The organism is Youngimonas ophiurae (nom. illeg.) (genome assembly GCF_049803795.1).
In the GTDB taxonomy this organism is placed as follows: Bacteria; Pseudomonadota; Alphaproteobacteria; order Rhodobacterales; family Rhodobacteraceae; genus Thalassobius.
The window spans coordinates 13660-31992 of sequence record NZ_JBNAGJ010000012.1; the positions used below are offsets into that span (position 1 = coordinate 13660).

General features: G+C 59.4%; 14 protein-coding genes. 9 read left to right on the forward strand and 5 right to left on the reverse strand.

The features are described from left to right. Positions 1-2 precede the first annotated feature (2 nt). The 4 genes from ACP15O_RS17640 (at position 3) to ACP15O_RS17655 (ending at position 5645) form a co-directional block, all read left to right on the forward strand. Positions 3-1445 (forward strand): TraB/TrbI/VirB10 family type IV secretion system protein, encoded by a 1443-nt coding sequence (locus tag ACP15O_RS17640; protein ID WP_133840893.1) that lies wholly within the window; start codon positions 3-5, stop codon positions 1443-1445. Between the two features lie 82 nt (positions 1446-1527). Further along, the gene (locus tag ACP15O_RS17645; RefSeq protein WP_425097390.1) at positions 1528-2616 is read left to right on the forward strand and encodes an ATPase, T2SS/T4P/T4SS family; all 1089 of its coding nucleotides are present in this window, start codon (positions 1528-1530) and stop codon (positions 2614-2616) included. Positions 2617-2864: 248 nt separating this feature from the next. After that, on the forward strand, positions 2865-3890 hold the full coding sequence (locus ACP15O_RS17650; protein ID WP_133840910.1) for an SIR2 family protein: 1026 nt from the start codon (positions 2865-2867) through the stop codon (positions 3888-3890). 9 nt (positions 3891-3899) lie between these two features. Next, positions 3900-5645, forward strand: coding sequence for an ATP-binding protein (locus ACP15O_RS17655; protein ID WP_084353831.1), 1746 nt, complete (start codon positions 3900-3902; stop codon positions 5643-5645). Between the two features lie 43 nt (positions 5646-5688). On the opposite strand, the gene ACP15O_RS17660 is transcribed toward ACP15O_RS17655, so the two are convergent. The 3 genes from ACP15O_RS17660 to ACP15O_RS17670 are packed head-to-tail and all read right to left on the reverse strand — an operon-like array spanning position 5689 to position 11694. Next, positions 5689-7860, reverse strand: coding sequence for a DEAD/DEAH box helicase (locus ACP15O_RS17660; RefSeq protein WP_084353832.1), 2172 nt, complete (start codon positions 7858-7860; stop codon positions 5689-5691). A 5-nt stretch (positions 7861-7865) separates the two neighbouring features. Next, positions 7866-9173 carry an ATP-binding protein gene (locus ACP15O_RS17665; RefSeq protein ID WP_084353833.1) on the reverse strand — a complete coding sequence of 436 codons (1308 nt, stop codon included), beginning with the start codon at positions 9171-9173 and terminating at the stop codon, positions 7866-7868. Continuing rightward, positions 9166-11694, reverse strand: a complete 2529-nt coding sequence (locus ACP15O_RS17670) for a tellurite resistance TerB family protein (RefSeq protein ID WP_133840909.1) — start codon at positions 11692-11694, stop codon at positions 9166-9168. Before ACP15O_RS17670 ends, ACP15O_RS17665 begins: the two co-directional genes overlap by 8 nt. Positions 11695-12110: 416 nt before the next feature. On the opposite strand from ACP15O_RS17670, the gene ACP15O_RS17675 reads away from it, so the two are divergent. The 4 genes from ACP15O_RS17675 to ACP15O_RS17690 all read left to right on the forward strand — a co-directional run bounded on the left by ACP15O_RS17675 (position 12111) and on the right by ACP15O_RS17690 (position 15529). Next, on the forward strand, positions 12111-12692 hold the full coding sequence (locus tag ACP15O_RS17675; protein WP_235866649.1) for a plasmid pRiA4b ORF-3 family protein: 582 nt from the start codon (positions 12111-12113) through the stop codon (positions 12690-12692). A gap of 246 nt (positions 12693-12938) precedes the next feature. Then, positions 12939-13769, forward strand: coding sequence for a type IV toxin-antitoxin system AbiEi family antitoxin domain-containing protein (locus ACP15O_RS17680; RefSeq protein WP_084353844.1), 831 nt, complete (start codon positions 12939-12941; stop codon positions 13767-13769). Beyond that, a complete protein-coding gene (locus ACP15O_RS17685) occupies positions 13759-14676 on the forward strand; it encodes a nucleotidyl transferase AbiEii/AbiGii toxin family protein (protein ID WP_084353836.1) in 918 nt (305 codons plus the stop codon). The genes ACP15O_RS17680 and ACP15O_RS17685 overlap by 11 nt, the downstream gene beginning before the upstream one ends. 13 nt (positions 14677-14689) lie before the next feature. Continuing rightward, the gene (locus ACP15O_RS17690; RefSeq protein WP_084353837.1) at positions 14690-15529 is read left to right on the forward strand and encodes a hypothetical protein; all 840 of its coding nucleotides are present in this window, start codon (positions 14690-14692) and stop codon (positions 15527-15529) included. A gap of 95 nt (positions 15530-15624) precedes the next feature. Here the strand turns inward: ACP15O_RS17690 and scpB are convergent, their stop codons facing one another. Together scpB and ACP15O_RS17700 are read right to left on the reverse strand one after the other, a co-directional pair. Next, positions 15625-16221: an SMC-Scp complex subunit ScpB gene (scpB, locus tag ACP15O_RS17695; protein ID WP_133840908.1), complete on the reverse strand. Its 597-nt coding sequence runs from the start codon at positions 16219-16221 to the stop codon at positions 15625-15627. Between the two features lie 2 nt (positions 16222-16223). Further along, positions 16224-17108, reverse strand: coding sequence for a DUF1403 family protein (locus ACP15O_RS17700; RefSeq protein WP_084353839.1), 885 nt, complete (start codon positions 17106-17108; stop codon positions 16224-16226). A gap of 113 nt (positions 17109-17221) precedes the next feature. Here ACP15O_RS17700 and ACP15O_RS17705 point away from each other — a divergent pair, with 113 nt between their 5' ends. After that, positions 17222-18331 carry a tyrosine-type recombinase/integrase gene (locus ACP15O_RS17705; RefSeq protein WP_008335646.1) on the forward strand — a complete coding sequence of 370 codons (1110 nt, stop codon included), beginning with the start codon at positions 17222-17224 and terminating at the stop codon, positions 18329-18331. The last annotated feature ends 2 nt before the right edge of the window (positions 18332-18333 follow it).

Sequence of the window (18333 nt, forward strand, 5' to 3'; positions counted from 1 at the left end):
CCATGGCCGATCAAACCCCTCCCGATCTGCAGGACCGCCTCGACCAGTTCAACCAGCGTGGAAAATCCGGACGCCGGGGCAACAGCCTCGGGGTCGGTGCGCTCGCCGCGGCCCTCGCCCTTGGCGGCGCCGGGGTCGCGTATTTCCTGGCCACTGGTCTGCAGGAAGGTGACAGCGCACTTGAGACCTCCGATGTCGAGACCTTCCAGGACCGCCGCCCCGGCACCGGCGGGCGGCTGGAATTTCCGCCTGACGAGACCGAGCAACGGGTCAACGACGCGCTGATCGCCGTCGAGGAAGCGCTCGAGGTGCCTGCGGCGCCAGCACCTGAGCCGAGCGCCGAAGTGTTGGCCGAGATCGCCAAGCTGCGCGAGGCGCTGGCCGCCAGCCAGGCCGCCCGCAACTCGGAAATCCAGTCCGCCGTCTCAGATCTTCGGGAAGCATTCGACGAGCAAAAGGCCGCGCTCGAAGCAACGCTCGCCGCAAAGGAAACCGAGCTGGCCAATCTGCAGCGCCAGACCGAGACCCGCATCGAAGGTTTGCAGGCCATGCTGGATGCCGAACGCGCGCAGCGCGAGGGGCTCGAGGCCGAGCTCGACCGCGAGGGTCTGATTGCCGATCAGCGCCTTCTCGAAGAACGCCGACGCCAGGAAGAGGAGCAGCGCCAGCGCGAGGCCGAACAGGTCGCCAAAGAGCTTCTGACCGCGCAAATCAAATCCCCCGCCGTGGTCTACGCTGACGGTCCCCGTGGTGGCCAAAGTGGCGCGGCGGTCGCCGATCCTGCTGCCGCTGGAACCGGGGGCCCGGTACTCTCGGGCAATGAGGCGTTCCTGCAAAGCGCGCGCCCACTCGAAGTGCAAGAAGCTGCCCGCCTCACCCATCCCGAACGCACGCTGACGCAAGGGTCCGTCATCCAGGCGGCGCTCCAGACCGCTATAAACAGCGACCTGCCGGGCTCCGTGGTCGCGGTCGTCTCCGAGCCGGTCCCGGCGTTTTCCGGGGACCGGATCCTGATCCCCCGGGGCTCCCGCCTTTTTGGCCAATACCGCTCCGGGATCGAAATGCACCAGAAGCGCATCCTGATCCTCTGGACCCGCGTCCTGACCCCGGACGGCACCTCGATGGAAATCGCCGCTGTGGGCGGCGACCAGCTTGGCCGCTCGGGCCTCACTGGTCTCGTCGACACCAAGTTTGCCGAGCGCTTCGGCGGGGCGGCGCTGATTTCCGTGATCGGGGCGGCGCCTGCCGTGGCGGCGGAGAGTGCCAACAACGAGACGACAAGCATTGTCCTGGGCGATGTCAGCAGCGACCTGCAGGACGCTGTCGGGTCGGTCATCGCCGATCAGGTCTCGATCGCGCCGACGATCTATGTCGATCAGGGCGCCTCGGTCACCGTGCTCGTGGACCGGGATGTGGTGATCTACGGGGGTTCCGGTTCACAATGAAAAAGAAGCATCAGGTTTCGCGTTCGAGCCGCAGGCGAGAGGCAGCGAAACCAGGTTCAATATTACCGGAATCACCGAATTGATGGATCAGGCCTCGCCAGCCTCATACCTCGAGCGTTATCTCGACCCGTTCCGCGATCTCCTGCGGCGTGACGACGTGGTCGAGATCGCGATCAACCCCGACGGCAAGGTCTGGCTCGAGGTCGCGGGGGATGCCAGCATGCGCCACGAAGGTCAGACCGTGGATCGGACCACAGCCCTCAACATGGCCCAGACCATCGTCGGCGATGCCAAGGCCCGCGTCTCTGAAAAGAACCCCCTCGTCTCCGGCAAGGTGGAATATGCGGGCCGCCCGCTTCGGGTCCAGGTCGCCGTGCCGCCCGCCATCGATCGCGGTGCCTCGATCACCATTCGCCTCTTCGCCTCTGGCAGCATTAGGGACTACGCCCCGGCTTATCTCTTCGGCAAGGCCGTCTCGCTCGACGCCCTCCGCGCGGAGAAGATGAAAAACATCGCCAGTCTAGCGGAGGAGAACCTTGAGGCCGCGCTGCAGACTCTGGTCGAGGCGCGGCTCAACGTCCTGATCAGCGGCGGCACCTCGACCGGGAAGACCACGTTCGCCCGCCACCTCCTGACCCATGTGAGCGAGCACGAGCGGCTGATCACCATCGAAGACGCTTTTGAGCTCTTCCCCGGCCAGCCCAACACCGTCGCCCTCCTTGCCGACCGCGGTGCCGGTTCGCAACGCAGCGCCAACGCTCTCCTTCAAGCCTCCCTCCGTATGCGACCTGACCGGATCATCGTCGGCGAGCTGCGCGGTGCCGAGGCCCTGACCTACCTCGAGGCCATCAACACCGGCCATGGCGGGTCGGTTTCCACCATCCACGCGGAAACCGCAGAACTCGCAATCGATCGACTGGCGATCATGGTGCTGCAGGCCGGCACACCACTGACCTTTGCCGAGGTTCGGGAATACATCCGGAAATCCATCGATGTGATCGTCCAGCTCGGGCGGGCCGAGGGGAGGGGCAGGTGCCGGTCTTTTTGCTCCGCGAGGAATGACCCGCAGGGTCAGGGGAAAAAGATCGGCGGCAACCTTTGTGGACGGGACGACAGCTGCGACCAGCATGTCATGCAACTCAGACAAAGGGAGAAGTGCGTTGGCCGCTAAGGAAGGATGGTGAACAGCCGTCAAAGATGCCAGAGGGCGCATGTTGATGCATGGATCATAGCTGGAGCAGGCATTTTCGGATCCATGTCACTTGCCAGATTCCCGACGCACCCACCTTGCGACGACAGCGAAAACTTGCTGTGACAAAGAAGTGCTACCGGGGGTATCGTAAGAGCGAAATTTTGGACCAAATCGTTTTCGGGCACAGACAAACTAAGCCGAAGTACAAGAAGTGAGGCAAAATAGCTTTGGAACTAGAAGAACTCGCAAAGCAGTGCCAAAACTGTGCACAGCATAGCCCAGTGATAGTCTTGGGCAGCGGGGCCTCGATACCGCATGGCATTCGTGGCATGGGGGATTTGGCCGTTTGGCTCCGCGATAATGTACAGGCCGACGATGGACCGGAAGTCGATGCCTGGACACTTGTTAGAACAGCCTTGGCCGCTGGAGATCATTTAGAAGCAGCACTAGAAAACAAGCCTCTACCCGACTCCTTGGTTGTCAAGATTGTCCGAAGTACCTGGGACTTCATCGCTCAGGGCGATTATAGCCTGCTCAAATCAGCTATAAAGACCGAGACCATTTTTCCGCTCCGCACCCTATTCACAGGTTTATTCCGAAGTACAAACCGCAATATCCATGTCGTAACAACAAACTACGACCGCGTTGCAGAGTATGCAGCCGATTCAGGCGGCTACATCCACAACACGGGTTTCCTTCCGGGCTATCTGCGACGGGCCGATGGGGCGGAGAATCTGATTTTCAAACAAGGGGCCAATTTGGCGCGGACGGTCACAGTCTGGAAAGTCCACGGGTCTCTTGATTGGTTTTCAGACCCGCATGGGGGTGTGATGTCGCTACCGATGACGAGCGAGTTGCCCGATGGTTTGGTTCCGTTGATCGTCACGCCAGGTGTAAGCAAATATCAGCGGACGCACGACGAGCCCTTTCGGAGCGCGATACAGGGCGCCGATCGTGTGTTGAGTGCCGCGACCGCATTCATTTGCATAGGATACGGGTTCCGCGACGGCCATATCCATCCGAAGCTGATGACGCGTTGTCGTGTGCATGACGTTCCCATCCTTGTCGCAGCGCGCACCTTAACGCCCGAAGCCAAGGATTTTCTCAAGAACAACGCCGGGCGTCACTACCTCGCGCTCGAGAACCACGATGAGGGGACGATGGTTTACAACCGTGACAGCCCAGACGGTATTGTTGTTATCGGGGGCAAATATTGGGAGTTGCCTGCATTGAACGAATTGATTGGGTTTTAGGAGGAAGAGTTGGGCATACTTGATTTCAACGATGATGAAAGTCTCGGCAAAATTATTGCCGTCGATACTGCCACTGTGACGGTGCGAGTCGATGAACTTGAACGCCTCAAACGGATTCAGGTCAATCGGTTGACCGCGATCAGAAGCTCGAAAGCCGGGCAGCACTTAATCGGGATAGTTTCGCGCATCACACGCAAAGCAGGTGACGAAACTGCAATAGACGGGTCTGAGGAGGATCCGGAAGCCGCGCTCCCCGAAAACAACCTCGTTCGGGTCGCTCTGATTGGAACACTCGTAGACAAGGAGGGGCTGAAAGAGAACGTCTTTAAGCGCACCCTAGAGACTGTGCCCGAAATCGATGCGGATTGCTTTTCCTTGGAAGGTCAGCGCCTGACAGACTTCATGCAGGTCATTTCGCAGGTTTCCGGCGACGGCCCGCAGCTTGATCTTGGTCGCTATGCTTTGGACGAGGACGCGCGGGCCTTCTTGAACGGCAACCGTCTGTTCCAACGTCATGCCATCGTGGTCGGTAGCACTGGCAGCGGCAAATCGTACACAACTGCGCGGCTCCTAGACCAGATTGCCGGTCTTCCACAAGCCAACGTAATCTTGTTCGATATCCATGGTGAGTACCAGACCCTCGATAGCGACGAGTTTCGGCATCTACGCATCGCTGGGCCGGGGGACATTGGACACGATCGCCGACTGGCCGACGGTGTTCTACATCTACCGTTCTGGCTTCTCGGCTATGAGGCATTGGTCGCTTTGTTTGTAGATCGGTCCGATCAGAACGCTCCGAACCAAGCCATGCTCATGACGCGCTGTATCACCGATGCGAAGCGCGCAATGCTTGATCCGGGAAAACACGCCGACATTCTTGCAAATTTCACTATCGATAGCCCCGTGCCTTTCGATATCGACAGTGTCCACAAGCAACTATCTGACTTGAACGAACAAATGGTTCCGGGCGCTAACAACAAGGATAAGCAAGGACCATACTTCGACAAGCTCAGCCGCTTAATCGCGCGATTTGAAGCCAAACGAAATGATCGCAGGCTTGGGTTCATATTTCAGCCGCCAGCAGCCTGTATGGATATGGCCTGGCTGTCGGAGGTAACGCATTTCCTGATAGGCGGGCGCGGATCGCAAGCTGATGGCAAGGGTGGGATCAAGATCATCAATTTCTCGGAAGTGCCGTCCGACATCCTGCCGCTCATGGTCAGCTTGATTGCTCGGCTGATATTCACAGTCAGCCAGTGGACGCCACCAGACAACCGTCATCCCATCGCATTGTTCTGCGATGAGGCACATCTGTATATCCCGGAGCGTGCATCGTCAGAGTCAGCCGATGAGATCTCTGTCGGGATTTTCGAGAGGATCGCCAAAGAAGGCAGGAAATACGGTGTTGGACTAGTGGTTATCAGCCAAAGACCATCCGAAGTGAACCGCACCGTTCTGAGCCAGTGCAACAATGTCATTGCGATGCGGCTGACCAACGGCGACGATCAATCCGTGATCAAACGGTTGCTGCCTGACAGCCTCGGCGGGTTTGGTGATCTTCTACCGGTCCTCGACATCGGTGAGGCATTGGTGGTCGGCGATGCGAGCTTGCTTCCGACGCGAGTTGTGGTGTCCGAGCCGCGCTTCAAGCCCAATAGCGCGACAGTCAATTTCTGGGATCGTTGGAGTGACGCGGCACCAGTTGCGGGAACGGAAGATGCCGTCCTTTCTTGGCGGAGACAAAGCAATCACTAGCCCTAGGAGCGATGAAAACAGTCAACGAGTATTGCCGCACATATTATGCTGGGACGATTCTACCGACCATCGCGGTAAGAGTATCGGGCGCAAGCTTGGAAGAAATTGCATCCAACTCCAAGAGGGGCTGCGACAGGTAAGGATGAAACTTCTCCGACATTAAATTCCCAGCTCCAGCGAACAGATCGACAGGTTCGCCAGATCGAATGTGCGCTAGTACCGTTTGAAGATCGGGGGTTTCGTCCCCGGCCTCCACCATCAGAAACCCGTCATGCAGTTCGACCGAAAACCCCTCACTTCTCAGTGCTAGCGCGAGGGTTGATGTCTTCACAGTACCGACCCGCGTCGCAATGACTGATGTATGCTCGCCAATGGTGTGTAGGTTATTGGCCCTAAACCCCAGCTGTTCATAGTGAGCACGCGCTTCCTCGAGCATCATCAAAGAGACTGTATCCATGTAAGCTGGGCTGGAATCCCCCTCGAGCACGGCGAACATTCGGTCGATCACTTTGTCATGAATGTCCCCCGCATCGCCGCCGAAGACGGGCGGCACACCAGCCTTCGCGGGTTTGACGACGATGACCTTTTCACGATCATGGATTTCTTGAACAACCCAACGTCGCCCAGAGAATATTAATAGCATCCCAGGGGCAAGAACATTATCGATCGGCAGGGTTCCAAGGTCCCGCCCCTCTGCGACCAACCGGAATTCCTCAGGCGTCTGAAACACCGCATAGAAGCTGTAATGCTCAACCAGTTTTTCGCCCGCGGGTCCCAAAAGCAACAGCCCGCTGCCGACCTGTTCGATCAAGCCGGTTTCTGGGTGGCCGATTGCACGCAACACATCTGCGAAGACTTCGGTTGTGACCTTCCGAAAGGGGCCTTCGCGGCAGAGCACATTGTAGACCACGCTTGCAGACGCACCGCCGCGCTGCGCTATGACTGACAGTATCTGGTGGACGAGCGTCGAGAGATGAAGCGCCTGAGGTTTTGGAGGTTCGCACCAGCCTTCCAGCAGCAAGTCTATCATCGCGATGGACCTGATCAGGCCGAGGCGAAGACGATCCACGAAACTGCTCTCCGGCGTCAACTTGGCTTCGACAGCATACTGCCTGAGAATGGCCGGCTGTCCTTCACGCCGGCCTGATCGGCCAAGCCGTTGTCGCAACGCGGCGACGCTGAATGGCGCACCGATTTGAGCCACGCAGGTCACGTCACCGATGTCGATTCCAAGCTCGAGCGTCGATGTGCAAACGGCTGTCGTCGGTTTCGCAGGGTCCTTCAAGCGCCGCTCAACGAAGTCACGGTGTTCTCGGGAGAGGCTCGCGTGGTGGGGATAGAATTCCTGTGGCAGGTGCTCCCGTTCGCAAAGCTCCCGCAACCGATCTGCGTAAATCTCGACCCGTTGACGCGCTCCGGCGAAGACCAGGTTGTCGCTGCCTCGAAGGTGTTTGAAAAGATGTGCTGCGATCGCGTCCGTTGCGGATGGGCTGTTTTCATCTTCATCGCCGGAAAGGTAACCGCGAAGCTGAAGCTTCAATTCAGCCTCGCCGCCATCTGCTTCGATCAGCTGGACAGCGTTTGCGGCGTCAGGGCGAAGATAGGCCTTAGCGAGGTCCATGTCGCCTAGCGTAGCTGACAGACCTATCCGACGGATTGGGCGCTTTATCGCGAGCTCGAGCCGTGTGAGCAGTGAACGAAGCTGGACACCGCGTTCGCTGTCCAGAACTGTGTGCAGCTCGTCGATCACGACCGCCCGTGTCGCCCCAAACAGGCGGGCAATTTCCAAACCGCGACGAATGAAAAGCGCCTCAAGGGACTCTGGGGTTATCAGAAGGATCCCTTTTGGAGATATCAACGCGCGCGTCTTGATGGATTGCGAGACATCTCCGTGCCAGGGAACAACCGGAAGCTCTGCTTCCTGGCAGATGCCCTCCAGCCGCATGGCCTGGTCCGTGATCAGGGCTTTCAGCGGACCGATGTAGAGCAGGTCGAAGCCGGTGCCGCCCGACGGCTCGTCAAGCACCTGTGAAATCAACGGCAGGAACGCCGCCTCGGTCTTTCCGCCCGCCGTAGAAGCTGCAACGATTAAATCGGCATTGGATTCGCAGATCGTCCGGATGGATCGCGCCTGGATGTCGCGAAGTTCGCGCCAACCTTTCTGGCGTATCCATTTCTGCACAGGCCTCGCCAGTTTGTCGAACGCACTGCTCATCGGCGTCAGAGCTTGAAGCTGATCAGATCATCGTCACCGGGGTCTTGGGCACCAGTCGACTCGTCTACCTCGTTCATGTCTTCGCCGAGGTCTTCGGAGACCTCGATCTTTTCGATCAGATCGCTCCACTCGACACCGGGGTTTTGCTCAAGCACGGAAAGCAGGTTCACGAATGCCGTCACCGTATTGCGCGGGGTGCGGAAGTAAGCTTCACCGATCCGGTCCGAACAATGCGCCATGAAGGCCTCGAGCGCGTCGTCCGGCAGAGCACCGGCATCGTCCTGCATGATCCGCCGCACATTGGCCAGAAGAACGAAGAGATCTTCAGGGGTCAGGCTGGCCAGCCGGACAACCGGTCCTGAAAGGTCGACCAATCCGTCCCGCGCGAAGGTGTTCTCGGCCAAACGCGATTGAAGGGCTTCGTAGCTATAGAGCCCTCGACGGGTGTTCATCAGAAACTCCGGGGTTCCACCCATAAGGAATCCGAGGTTCTCGGCGCTACCCTGCAGCACATCGTTCAGGATCCGGAGGATCTGTTCGTAGTTTGCATTGCGGGCCTGCGACGAAGTGAGCTTGTAGAGGTTCACCATCTCGTCGAGGCCGACCAGCAATCCTTTATACCCGGCCTCGCACACGAATGCCGACATCAGCTTCAGATGGTCATAGACACTGGCGTCGTCGATGATCGTTCGCACACCAAGTGCTTTGCGCGCGTCGGTGCGTGTCGCGAACTCGCCGCGCAGCCATCTCAGGGCTGCGGATTTCAACTCGTCGTCGCCGGTCTCATGGCCTTCCCAATATCGACGGATGACTTCGGCGAACTCAAACCCTCCGGTAAGTTCTTCAAAGTGGCCAAGGCGTTCACGAATGACGGTCCCCGTGGGCAAATCCCGTTCTTCAGCATCTCGGTGAGCCTGGCTGACAAATCGCTCCACCACGCTGGCCAATGCCCCGCCATCGGGCTTGGTCCGCGTCGAGAGGTTTCGGGCCATCTCGGCATACAGCCCGCGAGCTTGTCCGCCGGTCGCGTGAATGCGCCGATCTGGCGCTAAATCCGCGAACATCACGACCAGGCCTTTCTCCAGAGCCACGAGGCGGATCAGGTTCATGAAGAACGTCTTGCCCGATCCGTACTCCCCGATGATGAACCGGATCGCCGATCCGCCATCGGATATCCGGTCCATGTCCTTGACGAGCTCTTCAATCTCTCGGACGCGGCCAACCTGAATATGGCGCAAACCGAGTTTGGGCACGACCCCGGCCCGAAGCGCCTGTACGATTGCATCGCGTTCACGTGGTTTCAACTTAGACATCCCTGCCCTCCGCACTCATCTTTTCTTTTACCGCCTCCGCAATTTCCAGAGACACGTCATATCCATCATACTCGTCGAGCAGTGCTTCGTTGTAGGTCTCAAAAGCCCATTCATTCACGACTTCCAAAGCCCCGGATGCCATCAACCCATGCGAGGCGCAGATCGTCTCGAACTCGGTTTCAGACCAATGCTCTCGAGTGACCAGTTCGAGGACAAGGGCGCCGTGTTTCGGGTCAAGCCCTACCAGCTGGCTTTGGCTGGCAGGCGCGGAGGCACCACTTTCTTCCTCTTTGACATCGAAAATCTGACCGAGGACGGACGACACGCGCTCTGTGTCCGAACGAATTGCTGCGATCCGTGAAGCGTCGAGTTTCGGTCCGCTGGCTTTTTCGAGCGCGGGTATCGCTTCGCCCGGGCGACCCGGTTGCGACGCGCGAACAGTGCGTGGACCATCCGCAACTTCGCCAGCATGCAGGTCGGTGTAGGCAAGCGCAGGATCAAGTCCCAAAGCCTTGTAGATTTTCTCGATGCTTGCGACTTCGTCGGAGTGAATAATGCCATCGGCATGTGCTGCACCGACCAGCGCTGCCCGCATAGCGGCTTGGCTGTCTTGGCCCACCTCCTTCAGTTTGCGCCGCAGAAGCGTCATGTCCGGTGGCACGGCCAGGAACCATTCAAGGTTTGCACGCAGCCTGCGGCGTTCCTGATCGCTGAGGGCCGTGGCAGAAACCTGATCTTCCAACGCCCTGCGTTCAGGCTCCGCGATGCGACCATCAGCATGGGCGACTAACGACCCAAGTGCCAATTCGATCAAGGCGCTTCGATAGCTGTCGGAAACGTCCTCCAGTCTTTCGATGGGTTCGCCCAGACGAAACAGCACAACAGGCTCCTCCGTCTTGGGCGACCGGAGCGCAAACCGAGGGTCGGGCGCCAGACCGAAACCGAGGCGCGCGAGCGCGTCGGCGGCTCCTGTCATTTGCCGTTTTCCGATCTTCTCGTTCGTTTCTCCCTCCAGTCGTCCGATCACCTCCTCAAGCGGCACCAATCCCCCGCGATCGACGATATCGCTTGCCCAAGATTTCAAGCGGTCCATTTCCTCTGATGGGAAAGCATCCCAAAGTTCAGAGGGTAGCAAGGCATGCGCTTCCACACTTCCGCGGCCGTCAGGGTTTCGGCCCAGGAAGCGACTGAGCTTGTCGAGGTCGTTCATCACCTCGTCAGCCAGCTCTTGCGCAATCTCGACCGGCTTGCGCAAGCCGGAGATGTCGGGCACGGGTTTGCCATCCACGGTCGGATTGACTGACCCCTGAAACTCGCTGGAGGCGGCGCGATAGGATGCCGTGAGTGATTTCCGGGGTTTTGTCACTTTGAGCCCATCAGGAAAACGCCGATCAAACCGCATACGGAAAAGAGCGACGAACTCGTCACGGCACCGCGTCGCGGGAGTTCTCAGATTTGTTTCCGGATGGCAGATGAACCAACTCAGCAACCAGTCAGCCGTCAGGTTCTCGCCTTTGTCGATCCGAGCTCCGATTGCGTATTTGAGTGAGAACGGAAGTTCCCAGCCCTGCTTCTCGAAAATCGGTTCGATAGCGTCGAGGTCGGTTTCGGCAAGCATCGCAATGTCGAGGAACTCACCCAAATAGCGCCTGACGGAGTGGTTGTCAGGGTAAAGTGAATGCAGCCGCCGAACTTCCTGGACGATATCCTTGGCATCTTCGTTGGACTGATCGACGAAGAAGCGACGCTCCAGCCCGTAGAAGTACAGGAACATGTATCCGGGGTTGTAGGAGGCGTCGTTGCGCCCGCTGGCCAACCAGTCGAGGTAGGTCGCCCGGCACTGAGGTGAGATATCCGCGTATCCGGGCCAGTAAGGCATACCTTCACCAGCTTTGTCGGCTCCAGAGCGCGCGACAGACAGAGACGGATCGATATAGGCTCGGCACTTGTCACGATACCCGTAGGTGTTCAGCAAGGGAGCCGTGCCGACATAGACCATCCCGCCGATGTTGCGGCCGGCGACGCTAGCTGTTTCATAAGACGGGACCCACCCGCTTTTCGATGATCGGACCGATGCGCTCGATGCCACTCGCGAGGGCTGATTTCGTTCAGCGGCCGCGGCAAGTGCCGGCGCCGCAGACTTTCCAGCCCGAACGATTTCAGCGTAGTCCTGCTTTGGTGGGGAGTAAGCCTGCACGGCAGCCGGCTGTTTGGACGCGTTGGCTTCGCGAGTTCGTTCGCGCTCACGCTCGATACGCTTGTCGTAGGCACTTGGGCGCGGCACCGGCTCAGGTCGGGGGGGTAGATTTTCGGAACTCCCCTCAGCTTGCGCCTTTGCAGCGACTTTCCGCGATCTCCGTTTTTCTTGCCACCAGACCAGAATGACGGGAACACCAAATGCAAACAACATCTGGCCGCCAATCGGCCAACCCTGAAGCATTGTGGTCACCACGACCATACATAAGAAAAAATACAGGACGAGAAAGAATGTAATTCGGAAAAACTTGATTATTGAAGACATTATCGGAACCCTCTCCGAACCACACTATTTTGCACAGCCATCTTTGCAACGACTAACGTCATGGTTGAAGCACTTCCCATGCTTTATGCTTGATTGGGCCGATGGCCACATACATCTGTTCGCACCGTTGCGGGCACACCCCTGCCCCAGTGACCGTAACCGGAACGGCCGAGATGAAGCGTTGCCACGACCATGCGACGGCTGGTCGGGCTGGCTCCGGAGGAGACGGCCGGGCCAGCGGCACGTCGCAGGGAGAGGCGGCGTTTCAGCTCGGGGAGGGCGGCTGCGCGCAGCCGACCGAGTAGGGCGCGGTCCTGGCCAAAGGGCGGGAGGGGCCAATGTTCCCCTTGAATGCTTCAACTTAAGAATCAAAAGTTACTTCAACGGCAGGGCCATTGAGACAGGCGGAACACACTTTGATTGAGCTGAAAATCGAACTGGTTGGCATCAAACCACCCATCTGGCGCCGTATCGTCGTGCCGAATGACATCAGCTTGGACATCCTGCATTCCGTTCTCCAGGGCGCTATGCCTTGGCAAGACTATCATTTGCATGAGTTCGAGATTGGCGAAGACAGGTTCGAGGCCCGCGACGAAAGTGACGACAGCTGGGACCCTACCGATGGGCGGAAGGACGAGAAGAGGTTTACTCTTGGAAAGCTGGTCAAGAAAGGCAGTCAGTTCACATACACTTATGATTTCGGCGATGGCTGGCGGCATCTCGTCACCGTTGAGAAGTTTAGCAAACCAACCGGAAGACCAGATCTGGACTTTCCCGCCTGTGTTGACGGAGAGCGAGCCTGCCCGCCAGAGGACTGTGGAGGACCCTACTCTTACGAAGAGTTTCTCGACGCGCTGACCGACAAACACCACCCGGAACATCGCGATACAAAGCAATGGGCGGGCGCGTTCGAACCGGAAGTGTTCAGCGTGCAGCAAGCCAATGCTGCCGTCGGTGCGATGTTTGTATGGGCAAAAGAACGCCACAATCGAAAGTGAAACCTGACTCTGGTTTGGCGCAGCGGCTTCGACAGGGGCACATAGCTTCGACTGTTCGATCCGAATGGCCGGATGTCTTCTCAGCCCTCCGAGGGCATCCACGCCCTGCTTTGCTGGTGAGCTTCAGAGCTGACAACCACCAGTCTCTTTGAAAATTCCAGAATTTGTCGATCCTTGACGGACTATCTCACAGGTTATCACAGAAACAAGTGGCGGCATCTTTAAAAATACATCATTATGTCGCCCATGAGTGGACAAGAACACGAAAAACTAAAGAGTCTTCTTGAGGCTGTCCCCACGGGGTTCCTCGTGGACTCCGCCTGGCTGGAGCACCACGGGATAGGTCGGCGTTCGTCCTACGGCTATGTGCAACGCGGCTGGCTAGAACGCCTAGGACGCGGAGTGTTCCGCCGTCCCGCACCAAGCAGCGCCACCACGAATACGCTCGACTGGAAGACCAGCCTGCTCTCGCTCCAGCACATCATGCACTACCCTGTCCATATCGGGGGGGCGACGGCATTGGGCCTGCAAGGCTATGCGCACTACCTCTCACTCGGCGACAAGAGCACAGTCTGGCTCTACGGCTCAAAAATCCCCAACTGGCTCGAAAAACTGCCGCTCAACACCGAACTCCGCACACGCAGCGTATCGCTGTTCTCCGATCCAGAGTTGGGTGTCAATGACGCGCGAAATAATCTCAACGAGACAGCATCGTCCCTGCCATGGGACTGGAAACTGGTGATGTCCTCGCCGGAACGCGCCATCCTCGAAGCGCTTGACGAGTTGCCGGATCAGGAGAGCTTTCACAACCTCGACATGGTGTTCGAAAGCCTGACGACGTTGCGCCCAAGAACCCTCTCGGCACTGCTCAGAAGTTGCAAGAAGATCAAGGTCAAACGCCTGTTCTTCGTGTTCGCCGACCGCCACGACCATGCCTGGCGCAAGCGTCTCGATCCGGAAGACTTCGACCTCGGCAGCGGGGATCGCGCATTGGTCAAAGGCGGCAAGATACATCCACGCTACAGGATCATGGTGCCCGAAGAGTTTGTAAGAAAGGAACGTGGTGATGGCGCGTGAAGACTATGCCGCCCAAGTGGCCCTGCTCGTACGGGTACTTCCATATGTGGCGAAGGAGGAGATATTTGCGCTCAAGGGCGGGACGGCCATCAACCTCTTCTATCGCGACCTTCCGCGCCTCTCGGTCGATATCGATCTGACCTATCTGCCTGTCAAGGACCGCGCCGACAGCCTCGTCGAGATCAACGACGCGATGGACCGGATTACCGCCGCCATCGAAGGCGGCATCGCCGGCGCCAAAGCGCAGCGAATTGCCGGCGGTGGCGGCGGCGCCACGCGTGCGCTCGCCCGCCTCGGCACAGCCGAAATCAAAATCGAAACCTCCCCCGTTACCCGGGGCGTCGTGCATGATCCGGAACAACGCGAAGTCTCCGAAGCCGTCGAGGAGGCGTTCGGATATGCGACGATGAACATCGTCTCCTTCGAGGATTTGTTCGGCGGCAAGCTACATGCGGCCCTAGATCGCCAGCACCCGCGAGACCTCTACGACGTTAAACTGCTCTACGAGAACGAAGGGTTTACCGACGAGTTGTTCCGCACGTTTCTGATCTACCTCGCGAGTTCACCACGCCCGCCGCACGAACTGCTGAATCCAAACCTGATCGATCTAGATCAGCCCTACGCGCGGGAATTCGAGGGCATGACGAAGGAAGCAGTCGACCTAACGGAATTGGTCTCAACGCGCGACCGCCTGATCGGTGATATCCAATCCCGCTTGGATGAGGGCGCGAAGAGGTTTCTGAGAACCCTGCATGACGGCGATCCAGACTTCGACGCGATCGACCGCCCTCAAGCGGCCGAGCTTCCAGCGGTCCGATGGAAGCTCATCAACGTGAACAAGCTGAAAGCAGAAAACCCCAAGAAGCATGCCGCCCAAGGGGAAGAGTTGGAGAAGCTCCTCGGCTGAAGATGGACCAGAGATGACTGATTTCGAGAACGACCCCGACTACGAAGAATGCCTTGTGACCTTTTTTGATGTCCTCGGTTTCAGGAACCTCCTGCACACGCGAAGCGGTGCAGAGATCAGGCACTTGCTTTCGATGTTTCGCAGGGTGTCCGAAGGGGATGCCACGCCGCCCACCCGCTCCGACGAGATGCGGATGATCAGCGAAGTCCATGCAGAGATCGTGTCTGACGCGATCGTAAGAACCAGAACCATTGAAACTCAGTACCAGGCTGGCCCTTTGGTCTGGGAACTCATCGATCTGCTGCACATCCAGATCGAATGCGTGGCGAACGGCATAATGGTGCGCGGCGCGATGACCATCGGCCCTATGCATCTCGGCATCGACTTCAGTGGTCCGGTGTTTGGGCCTGCCCTCGTTCAGGCTTATTTCATGGAAGAAGGCGAGGTCATCTTCCCGCGCATTGCGATCCATGAAGATGTCATCGAACGCCACCGACAGGACCAAACGCTTTGGCGGGAAGGACATTCCTATGAGGATGAAGAGCGTCACCTGAACAACCTCCTGCGCCAGGACGAGTCAGGCCTCCACTACATCGACTATCTTCGCGCCAGTCTGAGCGAGCTCGACGGCGAATACGCCGGCTGGATCGAGTTTCTGGGTAGGCACAAAACGTTGGTGGAGAGCGGTCTCGCCGACAGTCCCAACGCGACGGTGCGGCGCAAATACAGCTGGCTCAAGAACTACCACAACGCAGTCATCGACGAGAACATAGCAAACCTGGAACCGGGCGCGATGACCGAGGATGGGGACCCTTGGGAAGCTCTGTTCAGAGGGCTCAGGATCGAAGCCTGAGTTCTCTCAACAAGTCACAACTGAGAGCGTCACGAAATGTCCACGACATGCCTCACCGTTTGGCCAATACGGGGATCGCCAGCCCGCAACCATTCCTATGACCCGCCATCCAGACCTGCGTCCTCCAACTGCTCCCGCTCTGGCAGATCCGCGAGAGTCTCCAGATCAAATGCAACAAGGAACTGCTCGGTCGTCACAAATGTGTATGGCGCACCGCGGCGCGGCGATCGTGGCCCGGTCCCGATCAAGTCGCGCGCATGCAGCCGACCGATCAGGTCGCGGCTGATCTCCTTGCCGAAGATGTCCTTGAGCCCGTCGCGCGTGATCGGCTGGTGATAGGCGATGGCGGCCAAGACCGCGACGTCGAATTCACTCAGGTCGAGTAGCTGATCCTCGACATCCGCGGCGACCCGGATCGCGGGAGCGTAGGCCGCCCGCGTCCGAAACATCCAGCCGCCAGAGACCTGGGCGATCTCGAAGGCCCGCCCTTCCAGATCGGCGACGAGATCCTCGACCAACAGATCCACCGAGACCCCCTGCCCCACCACGCGCGCCAGGTCTTCGCGCGGCACCGGCGAGGCCGAGGCAAACAGCACCGCCTCGATCCGGCGCATCCATTCCCGCCAGCGCAGCTCAGGCGGCAGGTCGGCCAACTCACGGTCCAGGTCCGGCTCTGAACGATCCTTCGCCATCGCTACACCCCGTAGAGCCGAAACGTGTCTCGCCCTGTCAGCTCGCGCACCGCGCCGAGATCGACCAGTCGGTCGCAAAGCCGCCGCGCGGCGCGATCCGACAAGGGCAAGGCCAAAGGTGCCACGGCATCGCGGGTGAGGAACATCTCGACAGCGGCATCCGCTCCCTTGGCGCGAAGCTTTGGCGCAACGGCCTTTAGGTGTGCCGCCCGACGCGCGAGGTCGGCGGAGAGACGCACAGCCTCGACCGCCGATAAGATGAGTGCCCGATGACAGACGAGACGCAAATCGTCGCCCTGCTTGCGCAGGTCGGCACGTTTCAGACCCGCGGCCAACAACGGCACGAGATGATCCCAACCGAATGTTTGGGCGAGAGCCGCATCCGCGAGGACCAGCGAAGCTACGTCAGCGCGTGGCGCCTCCGTCAGCACCGCCTCCAGCACCATCGCGGCCCGAGTCACCGGCGCCCCCTTCCCTGCATTGAGCCACATCGCGATCTTGCCCGACTCGAAGGCCGGCAAGGCTCGATCCAGAGCCTTGGTCGACACCGGCCGCTCCACCGCGCGCCGCCAGGCGAGGCAGGTCTCGCCAGCCGGTCCCGGCAGATCGCCAGAACGCAACAAATGCACCGCGTCGCGCAGATCCCCTGCTCTCTCCAGGCGCCCCGAAAACGCGACACAGGCCTCCGCTGCGCGCAGCGCGAGCCGATCCCGCAACAAGGCTTGGGGCACCTCCTCGCGCTCCAGCACAACATGCAGGTGGCTCAGCGCTGCGCCCGACAAAAACGCAACATCTTCAAGGCTTTCAGCCCGCGCTGAGGTGACCCAGGCGGGCATCCGGGGTAATGTGTCGAGGTCGCTGGTGTGATCGAGCCGAGCATATGTCATGCTTGGAGCCTACGTCATCGCGGCGCTTTTCACCAGAAAATAGCGTTAGAACCGCCGCAGCCTGCAAGATCGCGCTATGTCCAATAAGTTTGCATTATCGGACACCAAAGAATATGCTCAGCGACATGTCAGAAAACAACGAGAAATCGATCTCAAAGCCGCCAAATGGGCCTTCGGTCAGCGAGAACAACGAGAGAGATCATCCCAGCAGCGAGGCTTTGAGCCTTCCTTCCTTTGTGGCTGGTTCAGGCACGCTCGATCGGCTGGTGGATACCGCGCGCGACTATGCGCGCGCCGCGGCCTCGGACAATACGCTGAAGGCCTATGCGAAAGACTGGGCGCATTTCGCGCGCTGGTGCCGGATGAAGGGCGCGGAGACTCTGCCCCCGTCGCCCGAAATGATCGGGCTCTACCTTGCGGACCTGGCGTCCGGAGCGGGCCCCTCCCCTGCCCTATCGGTCAGCACCATCGACCGCCGCCTGTCGGGCCTTGCCTGGAACTATGCGCAGCGCGGCTTTGCCCTCGATCGCAAGAACCGCCATATCGCCACCGTGCTGGCCGGGATCAAACGCAAACACGCCCGTCCGCCGGTGCAAAAGGAAGCGATCCTGGCCGATGACATCCTTGCGATGGTGGCCACCCTGCCTTTTGACCTGCGCGGCCTCAGGGATCGCGCGATCCTGCTGCTGGGCTACGCCGGCGGCCTTCGTCGCTCGGAAATCGTCAGCCTCGATGTCCACAAGGACGACACGCCGGACTCGGGCGGCTGGGTTGAAGTGTTCGACAAGGGCACCCTGCTCACCCTCAATGCCAAGACCGGCTGGCGCGAGGTCGAGATCGGCCGCGGCTCCAAGGATCAGACCTGCCCTGTCCATGCGCTCGAACAATGGCTGCACTTCGCCAAGATCGACTTTGGCCCAATCTTTGTCGGCACCTCGCGGGACGGCAAGAAGGCGCTGGAGACACGCCTCAACGACAAACACGTCGCGCGCCTGATCAAGCGCACCGTGCTCGACGCCGGCATCCGGTCGGACCTGCCTGAGAAAGACCGCCTGGCGCTGTTCTCCGGCCATTCGTTGCGCGCCGGTCTCGCCAGCTCCGCCGAAGTCGACGAGCGCTACGTCCAGAAACACCTCGGCCACGCTTCCGCCGAGATGACCCGCCGCTATCAGCGCCGCCGGGACCGGTTCCGGGTGAACCTGACCAAAGCCGCCGGTCTCTGAGC

What these genes read in the sequence shown, in the direction of transcription:
- ACP15O_RS17640 (WP_133840893.1), top strand. Translation starts at nt 3, where the DNA reads ATGGCCGATCAAACCCCTCCCGATCTGCAGGACCGCCTCGACCAGTTC.
- ACP15O_RS17700 (WP_084353839.1), bottom strand. Translation starts at nt 17,108, where the DNA reads ATGACATATGCTCGGCTCGATCACACCAGCGACCTCGACACATTACCC.
- ACP15O_RS17680 (WP_084353844.1), top strand. Translation starts at nt 12,939, where the DNA reads ATGAGTGGACAAGAACACGAAAAACTAAAGAGTCTTCTTGAGGCTGTC.
- ACP15O_RS17685 (WP_084353836.1), top strand. Translation starts at nt 13,759, where the DNA reads ATGGCGCGTGAAGACTATGCCGCCCAAGTGGCCCTGCTCGTACGGGTA.
- ACP15O_RS17670 (WP_133840909.1), bottom strand. Translation starts at nt 11,694, where the DNA reads ATGTCTTCAATAATCAAGTTTTTCCGAATTACATTCTTTCTCGTCCTG.
- ACP15O_RS17665 (WP_084353833.1), bottom strand. Translation starts at nt 9,173, where the DNA reads ATGTCTAAGTTGAAACCACGTGAACGCGATGCAATCGTACAGGCGCTT.
- scpB (WP_133840908.1), bottom strand. Translation starts at nt 16,221, where the DNA reads ATGGCGAAGGATCGTTCAGAGCCGGACCTGGACCGTGAGTTGGCCGAC.
- ACP15O_RS17705 (WP_008335646.1), top strand. Translation starts at nt 17,222, where the DNA reads ATGCTCAGCGACATGTCAGAAAACAACGAGAAATCGATCTCAAAGCCG.
- ACP15O_RS17645 (WP_425097390.1), top strand. Translation starts at nt 1,528, where the DNA reads ATGGATCAGGCCTCGCCAGCCTCATACCTCGAGCGTTATCTCGACCCG.
- ACP15O_RS17660 (WP_084353832.1), bottom strand. Translation starts at nt 7,860, where the DNA reads ATGAGCAGTGCGTTCGACAAACTGGCGAGGCCTGTGCAGAAATGGATA.
- ACP15O_RS17690 (WP_084353837.1), top strand. Translation starts at nt 14,690, where the DNA reads ATGACTGATTTCGAGAACGACCCCGACTACGAAGAATGCCTTGTGACC.